18 protein-coding genes are annotated in these 18,577 nt (G+C 68.8%); 11 read left to right on the top strand and 7 right to left on the bottom strand.

Translation table 11 applies throughout. The features are described 5' to 3' along the window. Positions 1 to 49 precede the first annotated feature (49 nt). The 4 genes from FDA38_RS10635 to FDA38_RS10620 are packed head-to-tail and all read left to right on the top strand — an operon-like array spanning position 50 to position 3,739. A complete protein-coding gene (locus FDA38_RS10635; protein WP_137253842.1) occupies positions 50 to 940 on the top strand; it encodes an ABC transporter ATP-binding protein in 891 nt (296 codons plus the stop codon). Beyond that, complete coding sequence (locus FDA38_RS10630; protein ID WP_137253841.1) at positions 940 to 1,773, top strand: ABC transporter permease; 834 nt, start codon at positions 940 to 942, stop codon at positions 1,771 to 1,773. The genes FDA38_RS10635 and FDA38_RS10630 overlap by 1 nt, the downstream gene beginning before the upstream one ends. Next, positions 1,773 to 3,101 (top strand): sensor histidine kinase, encoded by a 1,329-nt coding sequence (locus FDA38_RS10625; protein ID WP_233714631.1) that lies wholly within the window; start codon positions 1,773 to 1,775, stop codon positions 3,099 to 3,101. The genes FDA38_RS10630 and FDA38_RS10625 overlap by 1 nt, the downstream gene beginning before the upstream one ends. Further along, positions 3,098 to 3,739 (top strand): response regulator transcription factor, encoded by a 642-nt coding sequence (locus FDA38_RS10620; protein WP_137253840.1) that lies wholly within the window; start codon positions 3,098 to 3,100, stop codon positions 3,737 to 3,739. The genes FDA38_RS10625 and FDA38_RS10620 overlap by 4 nt, the downstream gene beginning before the upstream one ends. On the opposite strand, the gene FDA38_RS10615 is transcribed toward FDA38_RS10620, so the two are convergent. Together FDA38_RS10615 and FDA38_RS10610 are read right to left on the bottom strand one after the other, a co-directional pair. Further along, positions 3,736 to 4,644, bottom strand: a complete 909-nt coding sequence (locus tag FDA38_RS10615; RefSeq protein ID WP_137253839.1) for a hypothetical protein — start codon at positions 4,642 to 4,644, stop codon at positions 3,736 to 3,738. The two genes, FDA38_RS10620 and FDA38_RS10615, sit on opposite strands and share 4 nt — an antisense overlap. A 110-nt stretch (positions 4,645 to 4,754) precedes the next feature. Beyond that, complete coding sequence (locus FDA38_RS10610; RefSeq protein WP_233714673.1) at positions 4,755 to 5,534, bottom strand: isoprenyl transferase; 780 nt, start codon at positions 5,532 to 5,534, stop codon at positions 4,755 to 4,757. A 192-nt stretch (positions 5,535 to 5,726) separates the two neighbouring features. Between FDA38_RS10610 and FDA38_RS10605 the strand changes: the two genes are divergently transcribed. The 4 genes from FDA38_RS10605 to FDA38_RS10590 all read left to right on the top strand — a co-directional run bounded on the left by FDA38_RS10605 (position 5,727) and on the right by FDA38_RS10590 (position 8,594). Further along, entirely contained in the window at positions 5,727 to 6,341 is a 615-nt protein-coding gene (locus FDA38_RS10605; protein WP_137253837.1) for a hypothetical protein, read from the top strand. Then, positions 6,335 to 7,318: a hypothetical protein gene (locus FDA38_RS10600; RefSeq protein ID WP_137253836.1), complete on the top strand. Its 984-nt coding sequence runs from the start codon at positions 6,335 to 6,337 to the stop codon at positions 7,316 to 7,318. Before FDA38_RS10605 ends, FDA38_RS10600 begins: the two co-directional genes overlap by 7 nt. A 308-nt stretch (positions 7,319 to 7,626) precedes the next feature. Further along, the gene (locus FDA38_RS10595; RefSeq protein ID WP_137253835.1) at positions 7,627 to 8,028 is read left to right on the top strand and encodes a hypothetical protein; all 402 of its coding nucleotides are present in this window, start codon (positions 7,627 to 7,629) and stop codon (positions 8,026 to 8,028) included. Between the two features lie 65 nt (positions 8,029 to 8,093). Then, entirely contained in the window at positions 8,094 to 8,594 is a 501-nt protein-coding gene (locus FDA38_RS10590; RefSeq protein WP_137253834.1) for a hypothetical protein, read from the top strand. A gap of 732 nt (positions 8,595 to 9,326) precedes the next feature. Here FDA38_RS10590 and recO read toward each other — a convergent pair. The 3 genes from recO to FDA38_RS10575 are packed head-to-tail and all read right to left on the bottom strand — an operon-like array spanning position 9,327 to position 12,049. Then, positions 9,327 to 10,070: a DNA repair protein RecO gene (gene recO, locus FDA38_RS10585; protein ID WP_137253833.1), complete on the bottom strand. Its 744-nt coding sequence runs from the start codon at positions 10,068 to 10,070 to the stop codon at positions 9,327 to 9,329. Between the two features lie 12 nt (positions 10,071 to 10,082). Then, complete coding sequence (locus FDA38_RS42975) at positions 10,083 to 11,063, bottom strand: SDR family oxidoreductase (protein WP_137253832.1); 981 nt, start codon at positions 11,061 to 11,063, stop codon at positions 10,083 to 10,085. Continuing rightward, complete coding sequence (locus FDA38_RS10575) at positions 11,060 to 12,049, bottom strand: aldo/keto reductase (protein ID WP_137253831.1); 990 nt, start codon at positions 12,047 to 12,049, stop codon at positions 11,060 to 11,062. The genes FDA38_RS42975 and FDA38_RS10575 overlap by 4 nt, the downstream gene beginning before the upstream one ends. Before the next feature lie 134 nt (positions 12,050 to 12,183). Between FDA38_RS10575 and FDA38_RS10570 the strand changes: the two genes are divergently transcribed. Genes FDA38_RS10570 through FDA38_RS10560 form a run of 3 tightly spaced genes read left to right on the top strand, consistent with a single transcriptional unit; the run spans position 12,184 to position 16,777 of the window. Beyond that, a complete protein-coding gene (locus tag FDA38_RS10570) occupies positions 12,184 to 15,300 on the top strand; it encodes an FtsX-like permease family protein (RefSeq protein WP_233714630.1) in 3,117 nt (1,038 codons plus the stop codon). After that, positions 15,297 to 16,133, top strand: a complete 837-nt coding sequence (locus FDA38_RS10565; RefSeq protein WP_137253830.1) for an ABC transporter ATP-binding protein — start codon at positions 15,297 to 15,299, stop codon at positions 16,131 to 16,133. Before FDA38_RS10570 ends, FDA38_RS10565 begins: the two co-directional genes overlap by 4 nt. Then, positions 16,130 to 16,777: an ATP-binding cassette domain-containing protein gene (locus FDA38_RS10560; protein ID WP_137253829.1), complete on the top strand. Its 648-nt coding sequence runs from the start codon at positions 16,130 to 16,132 to the stop codon at positions 16,775 to 16,777. The genes FDA38_RS10565 and FDA38_RS10560 overlap by 4 nt, the downstream gene beginning before the upstream one ends. On the opposite strand, the gene FDA38_RS10555 is transcribed toward FDA38_RS10560, so the two are convergent. Both FDA38_RS10555 and FDA38_RS10550 read right to left on the bottom strand, forming a co-directional pair. Next, entirely contained in the window at positions 16,755 to 17,024 is a 270-nt protein-coding gene (locus tag FDA38_RS10555) for an SAV_915 family protein (RefSeq protein WP_137253828.1), read from the bottom strand. The two genes, FDA38_RS10560 and FDA38_RS10555, sit on opposite strands and share 23 nt — an antisense overlap. Before the next feature lie 62 nt (positions 17,025 to 17,086). Continuing rightward, the gene (locus FDA38_RS10550; RefSeq protein WP_137253827.1) at positions 17,087 to 18,544 is read right to left on the bottom strand and encodes a bifunctional GNAT family N-acetyltransferase/NUDIX hydrolase; all 1,458 of its coding nucleotides are present in this window, start codon (positions 18,542 to 18,544) and stop codon (positions 17,087 to 17,089) included. Positions 18,545 to 18,577: the final 33 nt, after the last annotated feature.

Below are 18,577 nucleotides of genomic sequence, written 5' to 3'. Positions count from 1 at the left end.
CGTCAGCCGGTGCTCCCGCCGACCGGCCCCGGGCCGCGAGAGTTGAGGCATGGAGAACGACAACGCAGTGAGGGTGCGCGGCCTGGTCAAGCGGTACCCGGACAAGGTCGCGGTCGACGGTGTCGATCTGGACATCCACCGGGGCGAGGTCTTCGCCCTGCTCGGCCCGAACGGGGCCGGTAAGACGACGACCACGGAGATTCTGGAGGGGTATCGCCGGGCCGACGAGGGAGAAGTGAGCGTGCTGGGGACGGACCCGGCGCACAGCGACCGGGCCTGGCGCAGCCGACTCGGCATCGTCCTGCAGACGTCCCGCGACGAGGCCGAGTCGACGGTCTCCGAGCTGGTCAACCACTACGCCGGCTACTACCCGAACCCGCGCGACCCCGACGAGGTGATCGCCGCCGTCGGGCTCGAGGAGAAGCGCAAGACCCGCCCGCGCAAGCTGTCTGGCGGTCAGCGCCGGCGGCTCGATGTGGCGCTCGGCGTGATCGGCAACCCGGAGCTGCTGTTCCTCGACGAGCCGACGACCGGGTTCGACCCCGAGGCGCGCCGGCAGTTCTGGACGCTGATCGAGGAGCTCCGCACCGAGGGCACCACGATCCTGCTGACCACCCACTACCTCGACGAGGCCGAGCACCTCGCCGACCGGGTCGGCGTGATCGCCGACGGCCGGATGATCGAGATCGGTACGCCGGAAACACTCGGCGGCCGCGGCGCCCGGACCGCGCGGGTCTCCTGGACCGACGCCGACGGACAGCACGAACTGCGCACCGACCAGCCGACCGCCGAGGTGGCCGCCCTGATGGCCCGCTTCGGCGGCGAGGTTCCCGAGCTCGAGGTCCGCCGTCCGAGCCTCGAAGACATCTACCTGGACCTGATCGGCAAGGCCACCGCCGCCGACACCGCCGCACTCGCGATGGAAGCTGGAGCACTCTGATGGCGAACACGACCACGCAGCGCCCGACCTCGAAGGCGTTGCCGTCGACCCTGGCGATCGGCCTGGCCCGGACCAAGCTCGAGGTCCGTGAGTTCTTCCGCGAGCGGGAAGCGCTGATCTTCACGTTCTTCTTCCCGATCATCTTCCTCGGCATCTTCTCCGCCGTGTTCGGCAACACCGACTTCAACGGCGTCAACGCCGCGACCTACTTCACCCCCGGGATGATCGCCTCCGGCATCTTCCTGAGCAGCTTCCAGTCGCTCTCGATCAGCATCGCGCTGGAGCGCGACGAAGGCCTGCTGAAGCGGCTCCGCGGTACGCCGATGCCGCCGCAGGCCTACTTCATCGGCAAGATCGGCCAGGTCCTGATCACCTCGATCGCGCAGATCGCGCTGCTGCTGGCGATCTCCGGGCTGCTGCTCGGCGTCGACCTGCCGACCGAGCCGGGCAAGTGGGCGAACTTCGTCTGGATCTTCATCCTCGGTACGGCGTCCGGATCGGTGCTCGGGATCGCGTTCAGCGTCGTACCGAAGTCCGGCAAGGCGGCGTCCGCGGTGATCACGCCGATCGTCCTGCTGCTGCAGTTCATGTCCGGCGTGTACTTCGTCTACAGCAGCCTCCCGGCCTGGATGCGCAACGTCGCCGCGATCTTCCCGCTGAAGTGGCTGGCCCAGGGCATGCGGTCGGTGTTCCTGCCGGACGGCTTCGAACTGACCGAGCCGGCCAAGTCGTGGCAGCTCGGCACCGGCGCGATCGTGCTGTCGATCTGGCTGGTCGTCGGCCTGTTCCTCGCCCAGCGGGTGTTCCGCTGGACCCGCCGGGACGCGGGCTGATGAACGAGGTCACCGGTACGACGTCGGCCCTTCCGGACCGGCGTCGTACCGAGCTGTCTCCTGAGCCTGCCTGGACCGGACCTCGTGTGTGGATCCTGTTGTGGAGGAAGATGGGGTCCGTGCAGAGCTCGAGCGGTGGCGCCGGACAGCCCGTGTGGACCCGGGCGTTGATCGGTTGGCACATCGTTTTCTGGGTGCTGCTCGGGATGACGCTGGCGCTGTCGTTCCTGGGGCATCTCGGGACGGTCCGGCAGTCGGTGTTCGCCGGTACGGTCGTGGTGCTCGGAGCGGCGTACCAGTTCATCGGGCTGCCCGCGATCCGGTCGCGGGAGCGGCTTCCGCGGTACGCGTATCGGCTGGTACTGATCGCGGCGCTGGTGGTGCTGATCGGGATCTATCCGCAGTCGGTGTTCCTGATGTTCATCGGGTCGGCGCAGATCTGGTTGCTGTGCGAGGACATCCGTGAGGGGATCGGGCTCAGTGTCCTGCTGATACTCGGCGTGGGTACGGCGCAGTTGTGGAGCGCGGGGTGGGGCTGGAAGGCGTTCTGGGAGATCCTGCCGTGGATGCTGGTCAGCCTCGTGGTCAGCCTGCTGTTCGGGATCTGGATCGAGAAGGTCATCACGCAGAGCCAGCAGCGCGCCGAGCTGATCGAGCAGCTCGAGGCCGCGCGGGACGAGCTCGCCGAGGCGCACCACAGTGCGGGTGTGATGGCCGAGCGGGAGCGGATGGCGCGGGAGATCCACGACACGCTCGCGCAGGGGATGACGAGCATCGTGATGCTGGCGCAGGCGGCGGCGGTCGAGCTTTCACGCGGGGCCGACGCTTCGGCGCGGCTGGCGGCGATCGAGGACACTGCCCGGGAGAACCTGGCGGAGGCGCGGGCGTTGGTTGCCGCGTTCACCCCGGTTGCGTTGTCGGAGGCAACGTTGACCGAGGTACTGCGGCGGCAGGCGGAGCGGTTCGCGACCGAGACCGGTGTCGACGTACAGGTGTCGCTGGACCTGCCTGATGACGAGGTCGCGGCGCTGCCGCAGGCGCAGCAGGTCGTACTGTTGCGGTCGGCGCAGGAGGCGCTGGCCAACGTACGCAAGCATGCGCGCGCGACGCAGGTGCGGATCACGCTCGGGTTGTCCGACGACGGGGTGTGGATCGAGATCCGGGACGACGGCTCCGGGTTCACGCCGGCGACCGTGTCCGGCGGGTTCGGGTTGAACGCGATGCGCGGGCGGGTCGAGGAGTCGGGCGGTTCGGTCCAGGTGGAGAGTGCGCCGGGACGCGGTACGCGCGTGCAGGTGTTGATCCCGGCTGTGCAGGAGGATGCGTGATTCGGGTTCTGGTGGTCGACGATCATCCGGTCGTACGGTCGGGGCTGACCGGGATGTTGTCGGTGACCGAGGACATCTCCGTGGTCGGCGAGGCCGGCGACGGTTCGGAAGCGGTGGCGCTGGTCGAGTCGACGCGGCCTGACGTCGTACTGATGGATCTGCGGATGCCGCGGATGGACGGCGTGACCGCGACCGGGGCGATCGTGTCCGGGTACCCGTCGACGCGGGTGCTGGTGTTGACGACGTACGACACCGACACGGACATCCTGCACGCGGTCGAGGCGGGCGCGGCCGGGTATCTGCTGAAGGACACCCCGCACGCCGAACTGCTCAACGGGATCCGCGCGGCTGCTCGTGGTGAGACCGTGTTGGCTCCGCCGGTTGCGGCGCGGTTGATGTCTCGTCTTCGTACGCCGGCTGCACCTGCCGCGGCTTCGCCGTCGCCCCGTGAGCTGGAGGTGCTGGCCGCGGTGGCGCGCGGGCTCAGCAACGCGGAGATCGGGCGTGAGCTGTTCATCGGCGAGGCCACGGTGAAGACCCATCTGCAGCGGCTCTTTGCCAAGCTGGACGTCGACGACCGCACGCGCGCCGTGACGGTCGCCATCGAGCGCGGCCTGCTGCCGTCACCGGGTCGCTAGAGCTTCAGGCCGCCTTCCTGGGCGGGACCGTTGAGCCGGCGGCTGAGATCCGACTCCGGCTGGTGCGCGACGGGGTGCTGGTCGGCGCGAGCGGTCGGGTTCACGCCGGCTCGCACCGCATCGGCCAGCTGTTCGGCTTCCTGGGCTGCGTCCTGCTGCTCGGCATGCGCGCCGTTGGCGACGCCGACGGCGAACTCGGCGACCGACTGGAAACCGCCGCTGCTCTTCGCGAGGTCCGCGTGCAGACGTTGCGCGTTGTCACGCGTGTCGGCGATCGAGTCCTGCATCCGGCCGATGGTCCGGCCGAGATCGGCAGACGGCTGGAGCTCGCTGGGCGCGGCGGTGTGGAACTTGTACGCCGCCTGCCTGCCCTCCGACAGTTGGGCGGTCATCTGATCTACCCGGCTGTCGACGACATCGACGACGTTCTTCAGGTACTCGACGCCGGTCCGGAGCTTCGCCACGTCGGCCGTCGCCCGACCGGGCAGCTGCTCGATCCTGTCCAGATCCTTCAGCGCGCTCTCCAGCGCCTGCGAGCCGGCCTGCAGGCAGTGGCGGTCCTGCGGGTTCGTGCCGGTGCGCTGCTCACCCAGCGTTCGCTGGACGCCGCCGATGCGGGCTGACTGCGCCTCGACGTCGCCCTGGTACGCCGCGAGCGTGTGGACCAGGTTCCCCTTGGCCGGAGCAACGGCGGCGCCTTCGGCCCGCTGCACCGTCAGCTCCGCTGCGGCCAGGCCGTCGACACCCGGTCTCAGCATCGCGAGATCGTCCGAGCGGCTGCCCAGCACCCGGCCGATCTGATCGTCGCCGAGATCGTAGGTCACCGACCGTAGCGTCGCATTCACCTCGATGACCGCCTTCGCGATCTGGTCGGTGTAGTGGGCGAATTCCGCCTCGTTCGCCATCAGTTCGTCCTTCGTCCGCCGCGCGGTCTGGTCGGGGCCGCGCTCTCGTCATGATCGATGCCTTGCACAACGAGCCTAGACGCAGCCGGGTCGACCACCCTGCCTGCGGGTCACCCCTCGGCGGTGACCTCGTTCGGTACGGCGCCGCCGTACCTGCGGTCGCGCTGCGCGTAGAGCTCGATCGCCCGCCACAGGTCGCGGCGGTCGAAGTCCGGCCACAGTGTGTCCAGGAACACCATCTCGGCGTACGCGAGCTGCCAGACCAGGAAGTTGCTCGTCCGCTGCTCCCCCGACGAACGGACGAACAGGTCCACCTCGGGGATGTCCGGCGCGTACAGGTGCCGCGCGATCGTCTTCTCGGTGATCCGGTCCGGCTTGAGCTTGCCTGCGGCAACTTCCGCCGCGATCGACTTCATCGCGTCGGCGATCTCCGCCTGGCCGCCGTAGTTCACGCAGAACTGCAGGGTGATCGTGTCGTTGTCCTTGGTCCGCTCCTGCGCGTACTCGAGCTCGTCGATCACCGACTTCCACAACCGCGGCCGCCGCCCGGACCACACCACCCGGACCCCCATCGCATCCAGCTCGTCCCGGCGCCGATGGATCACCTCCCGGTTGAACCCCATCAGGAACCGCACCTCCTCGGGCGACCGCGCCCAGTTCTCCGTCGAGAACGCGTACGCCGAGATGTACTTCACCCCGATCTCGATCCCACCCTTGATCACATCGAGCAGCGAGGCCTCCCCCGCCTTGTGCCCCTCGGTCCTCGGCAGCCCCCGCTGCTTGGCCCACCGCCCGTTCCCGTCCATCACGATCGCCACATGCCGCGGCACCAGCTCCTTGGGAATCCCCGGCGCCCGAGCCCCGGACGGGTGCGGCTCCGGCGGCACCACCACCTTCTTCTCCCCCGAACCCCCCAAAATCCCCCGACCCCGACGACGACCAATAGGCGACATACCCGCATCCTCCCACCCCCTCCCACCCACCCCTGCAACAACCTGCAACCTGTGGATAACCCACCCCGCCGAACACCCTCCGTATGCCACCCTTACACCACCAGCAACCCAAGAACGGAGCCCCACCCCATGCCCCGCCGACCGGCCCTCCCCACCGCCACAGCCGCCCTCTGCGCCCTCACAGCGCTAACCGCGTGCCAAAGCTCCCCCGAAGCCGGCCGACCCAACACCACCCCCACATCCACTTCGCCGGCCACCAGCCCCACTCCGAGCGCACCGTCCACGCCCACCTGGTCCGCAGATGAACTGGCCGCCATCACCGCCGCCAAGGCTCAATACCTCACTGCTCGTGCGGCGGCCGGACAGGCGCTCCAAAAGCCGGAGGGGGTACGGAGCCCGGTCCTCGAGGCCGCCGGCAACGGCGGTGCGTGGCTCCAATCGATTCTCGAGCGCCTCGATTTCTTCACGCGAAACGGGCTCTATCAGGCGGGCACCAGCAGGATCATCTCGACCGCGCCGAAGTCGGTCGATCTCAGTGCAGAACAGCCGACCGTGGTCCTTGGGACCTGCATCGACGGGACCGGCGTCCAGATGCGGTACCGATCGACCGGAAAGCCGGTGCCGGTCGCGAGCACAGTCGGCGGCGGCAAGCACGGTGTCAGCGCACGACTGGTCTACGCAGCGAATGCGGCGGGCAAGAAGATGTGGTTCTTGATCGAAGAGAAATCGGCCGGCACATGCTGAGAGTCCTCAGATCGGTCTTGCTGACAATGGCGGCAGGGGTTGTCGCCGCCTCCCTGACAGTTGGCTCCGCCAGCGCCCTTCCAACCCCGCCGCCGGGCTACGAGTGGTTCCAAGACCCCGACTCGGGTGAATACACGCTGGTGCTCATCGCGCATCTCCCGGGCGAGAACAAGACCGAGGAGAAAGGCAAGGATCCGCAGTCGATCAAGAAGCCGACATGCCAGTTCCATGGTGCGGCTCAAGCTTGTACGTCCTCGCTCGGCAATTGGTCCAACAGTCATCAGTGCTATATGCGGCGCGAAGCGCCCCAACCTCCGTTCAGCGATCCTCGCTGGGAAGGTCATACGGACGGCAGCCTCTGGGCCTGCGTTCGCGAGCAGGGTTACGACGAGGGCAGGCATCTGGTAACCGAGTGGGTCTGGCTTCCTGGAGAACCAGACACGGTGGTTGTCGATCCCGTTACGTTGGCCTACCGAGCGATTGCCGCGATGAATCTCGATTCGCCGCTGATAAAGACAGCTCCCGCGACGGATCAAATCGGCTTGGTAAACATGCCCGTATGGATGTGGGTCACGAAGACCGAGAACACCTGGGGCCCGATCGTCCGGAGTGCAAGTGTGCCCGGGCTGGCGGTCACGGCGACGGCGCACGTCAAGGCGATCAACTGGTCAATGGGCGACGGCAGCACGGTCCGCTGCGACGGCGCGGGAACGCCGTACGACAAGTCCATGGGCATCAAGGACTCGCCCGATTGTGGCCACCGATACGCCAAGACCTCAAAGCACCTCCCGAACTGCAAGTACTCGTTGACGGCTACCGCGCAATGGGAGATCACCTGGCAGAGCAATCTGGGTGATACCGGGGAGATATCCACCACCCAAGAAGCCGCTACGCTGTTGCGGATCGGTGAAGCTGTGCCGGTGTTGGTCGATCCGGACGGTGGCGACGCGGTTGCGCCCACCAAGGCTGGGTGCTGACACGAGGTGCAACCTGCGGAGCGCGACAGCATCATCGGTCTGAGGCGTGGCGCCGCCGGGGCATCGCAACGGGTTCCAATCCCCCGCTGCGCCGACTGCTTCTCGATGCAGCAGCCACAGTTGGCGTCGTCGCTTTCACGTCCGCGTGTCACGGCTCTTCGGAACGCGGCCGGGCCGGCATCGGTCAGGCCACGACTGCGTCTGCCCAGAGCAGGCCGTCGGCCACTCGTATTTCTGGAGCTGTGTCGACGACGGCTTGGAGTTCGGCAGAGTTGGCGGCCATTGCTGCTGCGAAGGCTCGGTATTTGATGGCTCGGGCCGCTGTCGGTGACGCGGTCAAGCGGCCCCGCACAGCAAGTCGGGTCGCGCTCGCACGCGCCGGGAACGGAGGCACCTGGCTGAGGCAAGTCGAAGCACAGCTCGACTTCTCGGTCGAGAATGGTTGGTACCAGACCGGCGACGCCCGGATCACGATGCTCGACGTCCGTGCCGTGAACCTCGAGGTGGCACAGCCTGAAGTCAAGCTCACGAGCTGCGTCGACAGCTCGGCGGTCGTCGATCGGTATCAATCCAACAGCCAACCGATCCCGGCCGTGAGTGACAACGGCGACCGGCACCGTCTCGAATCGCGCCTCGTCTATGCGAGGAGCGCTGAGACAGCACGCAAGATGTGGATCCTTGTCGACGAGAAGACGACGAAGACCTGCTGATCAGTCGCTTCTCCGGCTGTGGATAAGTGCCGCGGTGGTGCGCTGAGACGTAATAGGTTTTGGGTATGACGACTTGGGCCTCTGTTGATGAGATTCGGGTGGACCTGGTGGGGGTGCTTGGGCGGTTTCGGGGTGGGGGTTGGGCGTTCAGTTTTGGGGATGGGGGGCCTGAGGCTGTGATGTTGACGTATGACGAGTTTGAGGATCTGGGTGGGGAAGGGAAGTTCTCGGTTCCGGATGAGGTGGTTGAGCTGGGGGTGTTGGGTCGGGAGTTGCCTCGGTTGATGGAGGGGGTGCGGGCGGGGACGGGGGCGCCTGTGGTTTGGGGGGAGGACGGGGAGCCGGAGGCGGTGGTGATGTCGGCGGCGCAGTATCGGGAGTTGCGGGGGGACGTTCAGCCGCCCGCCGGGGTCGTGGACGACCCGACGGTGCGGAGGTATGCGACCGAACCGCTGCCGGACAGCAAGCCGTTGGATCTGGATGAGTGGGCTGCCAACGATCCGTTCACCCGTGAGCTTCTCGACGAGATACGCGCCGAGGAGAGGGCAGAGGGCGATGACCGATGACGCCCGGTATCTGGTAGTTGGAGTCGAGAAGTTTCATCAGGACGTGCGTGCCCTGCGCCAGCAGGCCAAGATGTCGGGTGGCGCGCACCGGTACCTGTACCGCGAGGTCCTGCGAGAGATCGAGAGGCTTCGGGCCGGGACCAGCGATGGACACCATGCGCTCGGGTACGAGGCGGGCAAAGGTGATCTCCGCGACTGCGTGACGGCGTACCTGCGCTCCGATCCCGGGCGCAAAGCTGACTACCGGCTGGTGTTTCGCGAGCTCGGGCCGGCCGGTCCTGGGGAGTTGCCGCGGCGGGAGTTGCTCGCGATCAAACCCCGGCGCGGCCGGAACAACGTCTACGCGCATGTGTGCGCCCGGCTGAGTCGCCATCCGAACGACAGACAGCCCGGCCTCAACCGCTTCGGGGACCGGAGACCGGATGCGCGCGGCAACGAGGCCGCCCGGCGGGCGGAGTTGGATGCTAAGCGGGCTATTGCTCATGCGTGGGATGGGCAGCAGCCGTTGCGGGCCTCGCGGGCGATTGTTGTTGGGGCGCCGTCGCGAGGGCCTACGGAGGTGGCTCGGGATCGGGGGTCGCAGGAAAGCGCTGGTGCGCGGTCGGGGGCGACCGGGCGGGAGGGCATGCCAGTGGGATTGCCTTCGGCGCGTTTGCCGGAGGGGCGGCCGCGGTGGTCGCGGCCGGGACCTACGGGGTGGCCTGGTAGGCAGACCTGATGGTCTGTTGGGGGTCACGAGGCTCCCGACGTCAGGTCCAGGTGGGGGAGGGAGCGGAGTTGGTTTTCTTGGTGGTAGGTGAAGAAGGCGGCTATTAGGCCGGTGGATTCTCGGCGGGTTCTGGGGTCGGCTTTTAGGGCGGTTGGCCAGTCGCCGGTGAGGAGGGCGGCTAGGTGGGCGACGGTGGCGGGGCTGGGCATGGCTGAGGCTGGGGGGCGGCAGGTGGTGCAGACCATGCCGCCGGAGGCGGGGTTGAAGGCTCGGTGGGGGCCTGGTTCGCCGCAGCGGGCGCAGTCGTCGAAGGAGGGGGCGTAGCCGGAGATCGCCAGGGAGCGGAGGAGGAAGGAGTCGAGGACCAGGCCTGGTTCGCGTTCGCCGGTGGAGAGGACGCGGAGGGCGCCGGCCAGCAGGAGGTGCTGCTGGGTGGCGGGTTCCTTCTCCTCGACGACGAGGCGGTCGGCGGTCTCGAGCAGGACGGTGCCGGTGGTGTACCGGGCGTAGTCGCCGACGATGCCCTCGCCGTACGCCGCGATCGACTCGGCCTGGGTGACTACGTCGAGTGTCCGGCCGGTCGCGAGTTGCAGGTCGACGTGGCTGAACGGTTCGAGGCGCGCGCCGAAGCGGGACGACGTACGGCGGACTCCCTTGGCGACCGCGCGGACCTTGCCGTTGGCGCGGGTCAGGAGCGTGGCGATGCGGTCCGCTTCACCCAGCTTCTGGGTGCGCAGCACGATCGCCTGATCCCGGTAGAGCGGCACCGCACCAGTCTCTCACTGAGCGCGGACATACTCCTCGAAGCCGGTCGGCTCGACGCCGGTGATGTCACGTACGGCGGTCGACACCTGGCTGAGCTCGCCGCTGGCGATCGCGGCGTACGACGTCACCCAGCCGGCGACCTCCCACGCGGGGGCGCCGTAGGACTCGCGGGAGCGGTACGCCTCGTCGAGGGTCTCCGGCTCGTAGCGGACCTTGCGTCCCCACGCGTCGGTCAGCACCGCGGCCGCCTCGGCGAGCGTGAACGCGCGAGGCCCGGTGAGGTCGTAAGTCGCGCCGGAGTGGTCGGAGGCGACCCGAGGCAGGCCGTCCGACGCCCCGAGAGCGCCCGACCCCGACGATGCGATCGGGGCGGAGGCAGGCCGGGCCGGTGCGCCCGGAACCGAGGTGCTTGGAGCCGGGGCGGCCGAGGGTGGGGCGGCCGAGGCGGTCTGGGGCGCGGGGGTGGTTGAGAGGAGCACCGTGGCCGCTACGGCGGCCACATCGTCGCGGGAGACGGCTGCGACGCGGCCATCGCCCGCCGGGCCGCGGATTACCCCGTCCTCCCCCACGCCGCCGGAGACGAAGTCGAGGTAGAGGTTGTCCCGCAGGAATGTGAAGTCGACGCCGGTCGACCGGATGTGTTGCTCGGTGTGCCAGTGGTCCCGCGCAAACGTGAAGGTCGCCCCGGGCGACGCCCCGACGAACGACGTGTAGACGATCCGCTGCACCCCGGCCGCCACGGCCGCATCAACCGTTGCCTTGTGCAACGCCACTCGATCCGCCGACTCCGTTGCGCTGAGCAACATCAGCACATCGACCCCGTCCAGCGCGTTCAGCAGCGCCGCATGCTCGCCGTACGCCGCCTGCATCACCGACGCACCGGGCACCGAAGGAGCCCGCCCCGGATCCCGCACGATCAACCGCAGCGGTACGCCGGCCAACCGCGCCGCGATCCGGGAACCGAGCTGCCCGGTCGACCCGGTGAGACCGATCACTTGCCCACCAGGCCCATCCCGCTGTCGGTGTACCGCTGCCCCGCCACCGCATCCGCCGGGAAGGTCGCCTCCAAAGCGGCCAGCTCGTCAGCAGACAACGTCACATCCAGGGCGCCCAGGTTCTCGGCCAGGTACGTACGCCGCTTCGTCCCCGGGATCGGCACCACATCGTTGCCCTGCGCAAGCAGCCACGCGAGCGCCAGCTGCCCGGGCGTGACCCCCTTCGACGCAGCCAGCGCCTGCACCTGCGCGACCAGGTCGAGGTTCCGCTGGAAGTTCTCCCCCTGGAACCGCGGCAGCCCGCGCCGCATGTCGTCCTCGGGGAAGTCCGCCTCCGACTTGATCTGCCCGGTCAGGAACCCGCGCCCGAGCGGGCTGAACGGTACGAACCCGACACCCAGCTCACGCAGCGTCGGCAGTACGACGGTCTCCGGGTCGCGCGTCCACAACGACCACTCACTCTGTACGGCGGTGATCGGATGTACTGCGTGCGCCGCCCGCACCGTCTCGCCGTTCACCTCGGACAGCCCGATGTACCGCACCTTTCCCGCCTCCACCATCGAGGCCATCGCGCCGACCGTCTCCTCGATCGGCACCTGCGGGTCGCGCCGGTGCAGGTACCAAAGGTCGACGTGGTCGACACCGAGCCGCCGCAGCGACGCATCCAGGGCCTCCCGCGCGTACGCAGGTGAGCCGTCGACGACGCTCGGCAGCGCCGTGCCCGAAGCGGGCCGCTTGAAACCGAACTTCGTCGCGAGCACGACCTCGTCGCGGCGCCCGGCCAGCGCGCGGCCGACGAGCTCCTCGTTCTCGCCGTCGCCGTACACGTCGGCGGTGTCGAGGAAGGTACAGCCGGCGTCGATCGCCGCATGGATCGTCGCGATCGACTCGGAGTCGTCGGCCCGGACGCCGTACGACTGGGACATCCCCATACAGCCGAGGCCGAGGGCGGAAACGGTCAGGTCACCGAGCTGGGATTCACGCATGCCCCGAACCTACCGCCGGGCCGCACCACGAGGGGCACGGGGTGAGCCATATTCCTGTCCAGACAACATTACTGTGACATTTTGCCGCCGCGAAGCACAAAAGCCGCAACATTCCATATCTTCGGCTGGCACAAGTGAGCAACAAAGGGGTGGACATGTTCCTGCGTCGGGCGCTGCGGTACCGCTGGGCACAGGCCCTGGTACTGACCGGCATCAGCCTGCTGATCGGCGCCTGCGCCGTCTTCGGGCCGTGGTTCGCCCGCGCCGTCGAGCAGACCGTGATGACCGAGACCCTGTCCGGGCAGCGTCTGCCCGCGTCCTGGCTGCTGGCCTCGACCAGCCGGCAGGTCGGCGGCAGCACCAGCCCGGAGGACCTCGACAAGCTCCTCCCCCACGACCTGAAGCCGCTCTTCACCCCGCCCTTGCACGGCATCTACAACGACGTCAGCTGGAGCATCCCGGCCACCGCGGGCGACCCGTCGCCCCTTGCGCGCGTGCGCTGGCGGGACGGGTACTGCGCTCAACTCACCGTCACCGAGGGCCGCTGTCCGCAGGCGGCGAACGAGGTGATCGCCTCCACGGTCGACAAGACCACCTGGGACTTCCGCCTCGGCACCACCGTGGCCGCGACGCCGAGCGACGTCGGCAAGGGCGGCGGCAGTCTCATGATCGTCGGCTTCTACCAGCCCAAACAGGCGCGCGGCGACTTCTGGTACGGCGACTATCCGACCGGCCACTCGCATCAGCCGGCCGACAAAGACCCGGGCGCCGCCAACGAATTCTTCACCGACAGCTCGACCTTCACCGGGGACAAGTGGTCGCAGCGGGTCACCTCGGACTTCGGGCCGATCCCCGGCGTGGCCCGGCTCGGCGACCTGGATCGCCTGAAGGAGGCGACCGAGACCGTCAATGGCAACGCGCGGGAGATCGGCGTAGCCGCGCAGAACACGTCCTCACTGGCCACGCTCGTGGACCAGATCCAGGCGGAGCGGAAGCAGGCGACCACGATCATCCCGCTGGTGATGGTGCAGGTCGCGTTGTTCGCGGTCGTCGTACTGGCGCTTGCGCTGGCGGCTGTGGTCGACCAGCGGCGGCCCGAGATCGCGCTGTCCCGCCTGCGTGGATCGTCCGCGCGCCGGACCCAGCGCGCCCTGTGCATCGAACTCGGCCTGCCCGTACTCGTCGGCACCCTGCTCGGCGGCCTCGCCGGCTTCGCGTTGCTGCTGATCGTCCGAGCGACCTGGCTACGGTACGGCGCACCGATCGAACTGCCCTGGACGGTCCCGGCCGCGCTGGCGGTAGCCGTCGTACTCGCGCTGATCGTCGTCGTGCTCCAGGTCCGCGGCACCGTCCGGCAGTCGATCTCCAACCTGCTGCGTCGTGTCCTCCCGCTCCGCCGCGGCCGGACGATCGGCGTCGCCGACCTGTGCATCATCGTCTTCGCGGTGGCCGGGCTGATCGCGGCGCTGACCGGCGACGGCCGCGGTCCGCTGCCGGTCCTCACGCCCGCGCTGCTCGGGCTCGCGGCCGGTCTGATCTTCGCGCACCTGCTGCTGCCGACCGCTGGGCTCATCAGCCGACGAGCGCTCCGCAACGGACGACTCGGCCTGGCGCTCGGCGCACTGCAGATCTCGCGCCGCCCGGCCGTGACCCGGATCGTCGCGGCCGTCGCGGTCGCCGCCGCGCTCCTCACGTTCGCCGGCCAGGCCTCGTCGATCGCCGCCACCAACCGCGAGACCCGCTCCGGCTACGAGACCGGCGCCGAGGGCGTACTGCGGATGAACTCCCTGTATCTGGGCGCGTTCATGCAAACGGTCAACCAGATCGACCCGGACCGGCACTGGCTGACCCCGGTCGTCATCTCCCGGCCGCCCTCCCCCGACACGCTGCAGACCGAGATGATCGAGCCGGACAGCTTCCGCCGGGTCGCGTTCCAGGGCGATCAGCTCACCGACGCGCAGGGCTGGCAGGCGTTGCAGGCGCCGAGCGACCTCGCCCCGCTCGCGTTCCGGAGTTCGCAGCTGACGGCCACGGTCTCGGTGAACGGGATCAAGCCGATCATCAGCCGCGCGGCGAACGGTGACGCGATCGACGGCGGTGCGCCGAAGTCCGTCGTACTGCGGGCGAACGTGGTCAGCCACCGCGACGGGTCCCGCTTCCTGGTCTCGTTCCCGCCGATCCGGTTCCCGTCGACCAAGCCCGTCGTACTGCGGGCGCCCGTGGACTGCCTCGGCGGCTGCGACCTGCTGCGGCTCGGCATCGGCCGCGAGCCGCTCGACCCGGCCGGTGTCCAAGGCAACGTTGTGATCAGCAACATCTCCAGCGACGACCACCCGACGATTGCCCTGGGCAAGGCCGAAGCCTGGCAGACCGTTCCGCAGCTGGGCTCCGACCAGAGCTCGATCTCTGCCGCGCCCGGCGGTGCGCTGACGATCGCGATGAAGAGCTTCGGCGCCGATCTGTTCCTCCAGTACGCGACCGTGCCGCCAGTCGTACCTGCGCTGGTCACCCCGGAGTACCACTGGGTCGACAACGCCACCACGAGCCCGGCGGCCGACGCCAGCCCGATGACCCTGGGCCGGATCGACCGGCTGCGCGGACCGGTCAACCGGTACAGCGATCGCACCGCCGTGGTCGATCTCGAGACAGTACGGCGACTCGGCGGTGTCGTCGACGAGGAAGGCACCGACTTCGAGCTCTGGCTGAACAAGGACGGTCTGGCGAACGTCGACGCGATCACCGACAAGCTCACCAAGGCCGGGTACAACGCCGAGCTGATCGATCGCCGGGACGACCGGATCGCGGCGTACGGGCGGTCGGCGAGCGCGCTCGCGTTGCAGCTGACACCGGTGGTCGGCATCGCGGCGTGGGTGCTCGCGATCGTCGTACTGCTGCTGACCGTCGTCACGTCGTGGCGGTCGCGGGCGCAGGACTACGCGAGCCTGAAGATCACCGGCGTACCGGCGAGCGCGACCGGGCGGGCCGCACGCTGGGAGCAGACCGGTCCGGTCACGCTGGCTGTCCTGCTCGGGACGATCTGTGGGCTCGTCGGTGCGCACGTCGCACTGCCGCTCATACCGCTGTTCGCCACGAGCGGCGGGCCGGTGCCGCTCGACCTCGGCATCAGCTGGCCGGTCGCACTGATCCTCTGGGCCGGAGGTACGGCGATCCTCGCGGCCGCGACGCTGTTCCTCGGCAGCGGCGTCAACAGACGCTCCACCTACAACCGCATCCGGGAGGAGTTGACGTGAGCGGCCTCGCCATCAGTACGACGGGACTCGTGCACATCTACCGTGCCCACGGCCATGACGTCGCCGCGCTGTCCGGTATCGGGATCACCGTCCGGCCCGGTGAGCTGGTCGGACTGCTCGGTCCGTCCGGGGCCGGGAAGTCGACGCTGCTGCAACTGTGCGGCGGTCTGCTCACGCCCAGCGCGGGCCGGCTGCAGGTCGGTGAGCACAACGTCGCCACGATGACGGATGCCGAGCTGGACCGGATGCGGTCCGGTGACGTCGGCATCGTCCTCCAAGGTGCCGGACGCAACCTCATCCCGTACCTGACCCCGGCCGACAACATCCGCTACGCCCAGCAGGCCGCACCTGACGAACGCGACCTGCCGACCCCGGAGACGATCCTCGAACTCGTTGGCCTGGGCAACCATGGGACAACACCCCTGTCCCAGTTGACACCCGGGCAGGTCCAGCTGTGCGCCGTTGCCGTCGGCATCGCAACGCTCCCCGGCCTGCTCCTGGCGGATGAGCCGACCAGCCAGCTCGACCACCACGCCCGCGACGAGGTCCTCGCGGCGCTGCGCACGATCAACACGGAAACCGGGATGACCGTCCTGCTCGTCACCCACGACCCGGAAGTCGCCGCGACGCTCCCCCGCACCATCACCATCCGCGACGGCCGGATCGCCTCCGAGGGCCGGTCCGGCGAGGAGTACGCCGTGGTCGCGGTCGACGGATCGTTGCCGCTGCCGCCGCATGTCGCCGAGGTCCTACCAGCCGGAACGCTCGTCCAGGTCACCACCGACGACGGCGTCATCCGGCTCACCCCCGTGGAGCAGGAGGGGAACCAGTGATCAACGTCAGCCAGGTGACCGTGCGGTACGGCGAGTTGACCGCGGTGTCCGACGTGTCGTTCACCGTCCCGCCCGGCTTCGTGCTCGCGGTCAGCGGACCGTCCGGCGCCGGTAAGAGCTCGTTGCTCTGGGCAATCGCCGGCGCGGTGCCGGTGGCCAAGGGCCAGGTCGAGATCGACGGGCTGGTGATCACCGACCGGCCGACGGCGGCCGCGCACGGCGTCGTACTGATCCCGCAGGGCAACGGACTCGCACGGGTTCTGACCGCTCGCGAGAACCTGTCGATCCCCTTGCTGGCCGAGCGAAAGCCGGGTGGCGAGGTGGAGCGGACCATCGAGCAGGCGCTCGCGGGAGTCGGGCTCGAGGAGAGCGGCGACCACCTGGTCGAGGAGCTGTCCGGTGGCGAGCAGCAGCGCGTCGCGGTCGCTCGCGGGATCGCCCAGCAGGGCCGGGTGATCCTTGCGGACGAGTCGACCAGCGAGCTCGACAGCACCAACCGCGAACGCGTCCTCGACCTGCTGCACGAGGAGGCCCGCCGCGGCGCAGCCGTCGTGATCGCCACCCACGACCCCAACGTCGCGGACAGCGCCGACGGCCACGCCGTGATGGACGAGGGCCACCTCAGCTGGCTACGGCGCCTCTGACCGGTACGGCGACCATCGTCGGGTCGAGCTGGATCCGCGCGATCCCGATCGGCGTCAGCATGTCGTGCAGGGCGTCTTCCGAGACCCGCATGAACTCCTGGACGCCCGCTGCCGCGCGGAGCCGGTCCAGGGTGGTGAAGGCGATGCCGACGCGGAGTCCGTCGGGCAGCCGGCCGGTCTGCAGGGTGGCGATATCGCCGGCCGATCGAACGGGGACGAACCAATCAACGGTATGTCGAGTGCTCACACTTCAACGCTAACGTTCCGATTTCCCCGGACTCTTTTTCTTGCAGAGTTCGAACGGGTTTCTCACAGGCCGAGCTGCGTGGGCACCACCGGTGGGCCGTTCCGCAGCAACCGGTCGACCAGGGTCGGGAGGTCGCGCGGCGCGAAGCGGCCGTCATGAGCAGCCAACTCCGACAACGTCCACCACTTCATGCCGTGCACGTTCTCCGCGCGGAGCTCGGCCTCATTCATGGTGCCGGCGGGATCGAAGGCCGCCGTACGGATCAGGAAGTAGTCGTTGAGGACGCCGTCGTAGCCAGTTGCGTGGCCTTCGGCAACGACTTCCTGGTGCCAGATATGCGGCGGGTCGGGGAAGTCGCTCAGCCCGACTTCCTCGACGAGTTCACGACGGAGCCCTTCGATCAAGGTCTCGCCGGCCTCGACGCCACCGCCGGGTGTCGCCCACACCGGGCCGCTGGAGAACTCGAAGCGGACCAGCAGGATGCGCTCCTCCTCGTCCACGATCACCGCCCGCGCCGCGGGGCGCAGCCGAGGAAGGCGCAGCTCGAGCTCACGATGTTGCTCGACCGCGCGGAAGCCGAAGCGGGCGTTCACCTTGCGCATCGGCGCGTTCGACAGCGCCGTCCAGGTGTGCAGGAAGCGTTGGGTCGTGCGGTGCTTGGCCAGCTGCTCGAGGTTCGCCAGCTTCAAGAACGTGCCGAGGTGGTGACCGCGGTGCTCCCGCAGTACGAGCGTGTCGTCCTGCTGGGCGTGTTCGGCGTCGGCCCGCGGCAGGTAGAGCAGCGTGTACCCGGCCGGCTCGCCCGCGTCGGTATGCGCCATCGTCACCAGGGCGAGGTAGTTGCGGTCGATCCGCGCCTCACTCGCCTCGAGTTTGTCGACCGTCCACGGCACGAGCTCGCGGGTCATGCCGCCGGTCGGTACGTCCAGATCCATCGCGGTGTGCAGATCGGCGTACGCCTGCTGGTGTTCCGGCGGGCACACGCCCGCCCACGAGGTCAACTGGTAGCCGTTCGGCCGCCCTGCCGACTCCCGCAGCTCGTCCAGCCGCAGGTCGTCGTACGGCAGCGGTACGACGAGATGTTCCTCGACGTGCTCCACCTCGAACCCGAGCCGTTCCGCGAACGCGGCTCCCGGCCACGGCTCACAGGGCACGGCGAGCTCGGTCTGGACGATGGTCCGCTCCAGCTGAGCCGACCGCGTGACCGCCCACTGCCACAGCGCAGTACCGATCCCGCGCCGCCGATGCTCAGCCGGTACGTCGATCTCGACCTCGACCGTGTCGAGGTTGTCCGTCAGCCGGTACTCGAACAGCATGCCGCCGAGCACGCGGTCGTCCTCGAACGCGCCCACGGCGATCCGCTGCTTCAGCGGGCTGGGGTTGCGCAGCGAGTAGCCGAGCGTCTCGCGGCCGGTCATCAACGCGGCCTCCCGGCCGGCGACCGCACCGGCCCGGAAGGCGTCGTACCACTCGTCGAACAAGGCCAGGTCGGCCGGGTCGATCTCGCGAACGAGGATCACCCGGCCGACCCAATCAGACAAACAGGTCAAAAA

Source organism: Kribbella jiaozuonensis, assembly GCF_005233875.1.
Lineage (GTDB): Bacteria > Actinomycetota > Actinomycetes > Propionibacteriales > Kribbellaceae > Kribbella > Kribbella jiaozuonensis.
The sequence above is the reverse complement of the archived record's forward strand: the minus strand, read 5'-3'. Positions and strand labels throughout refer to the sequence as shown.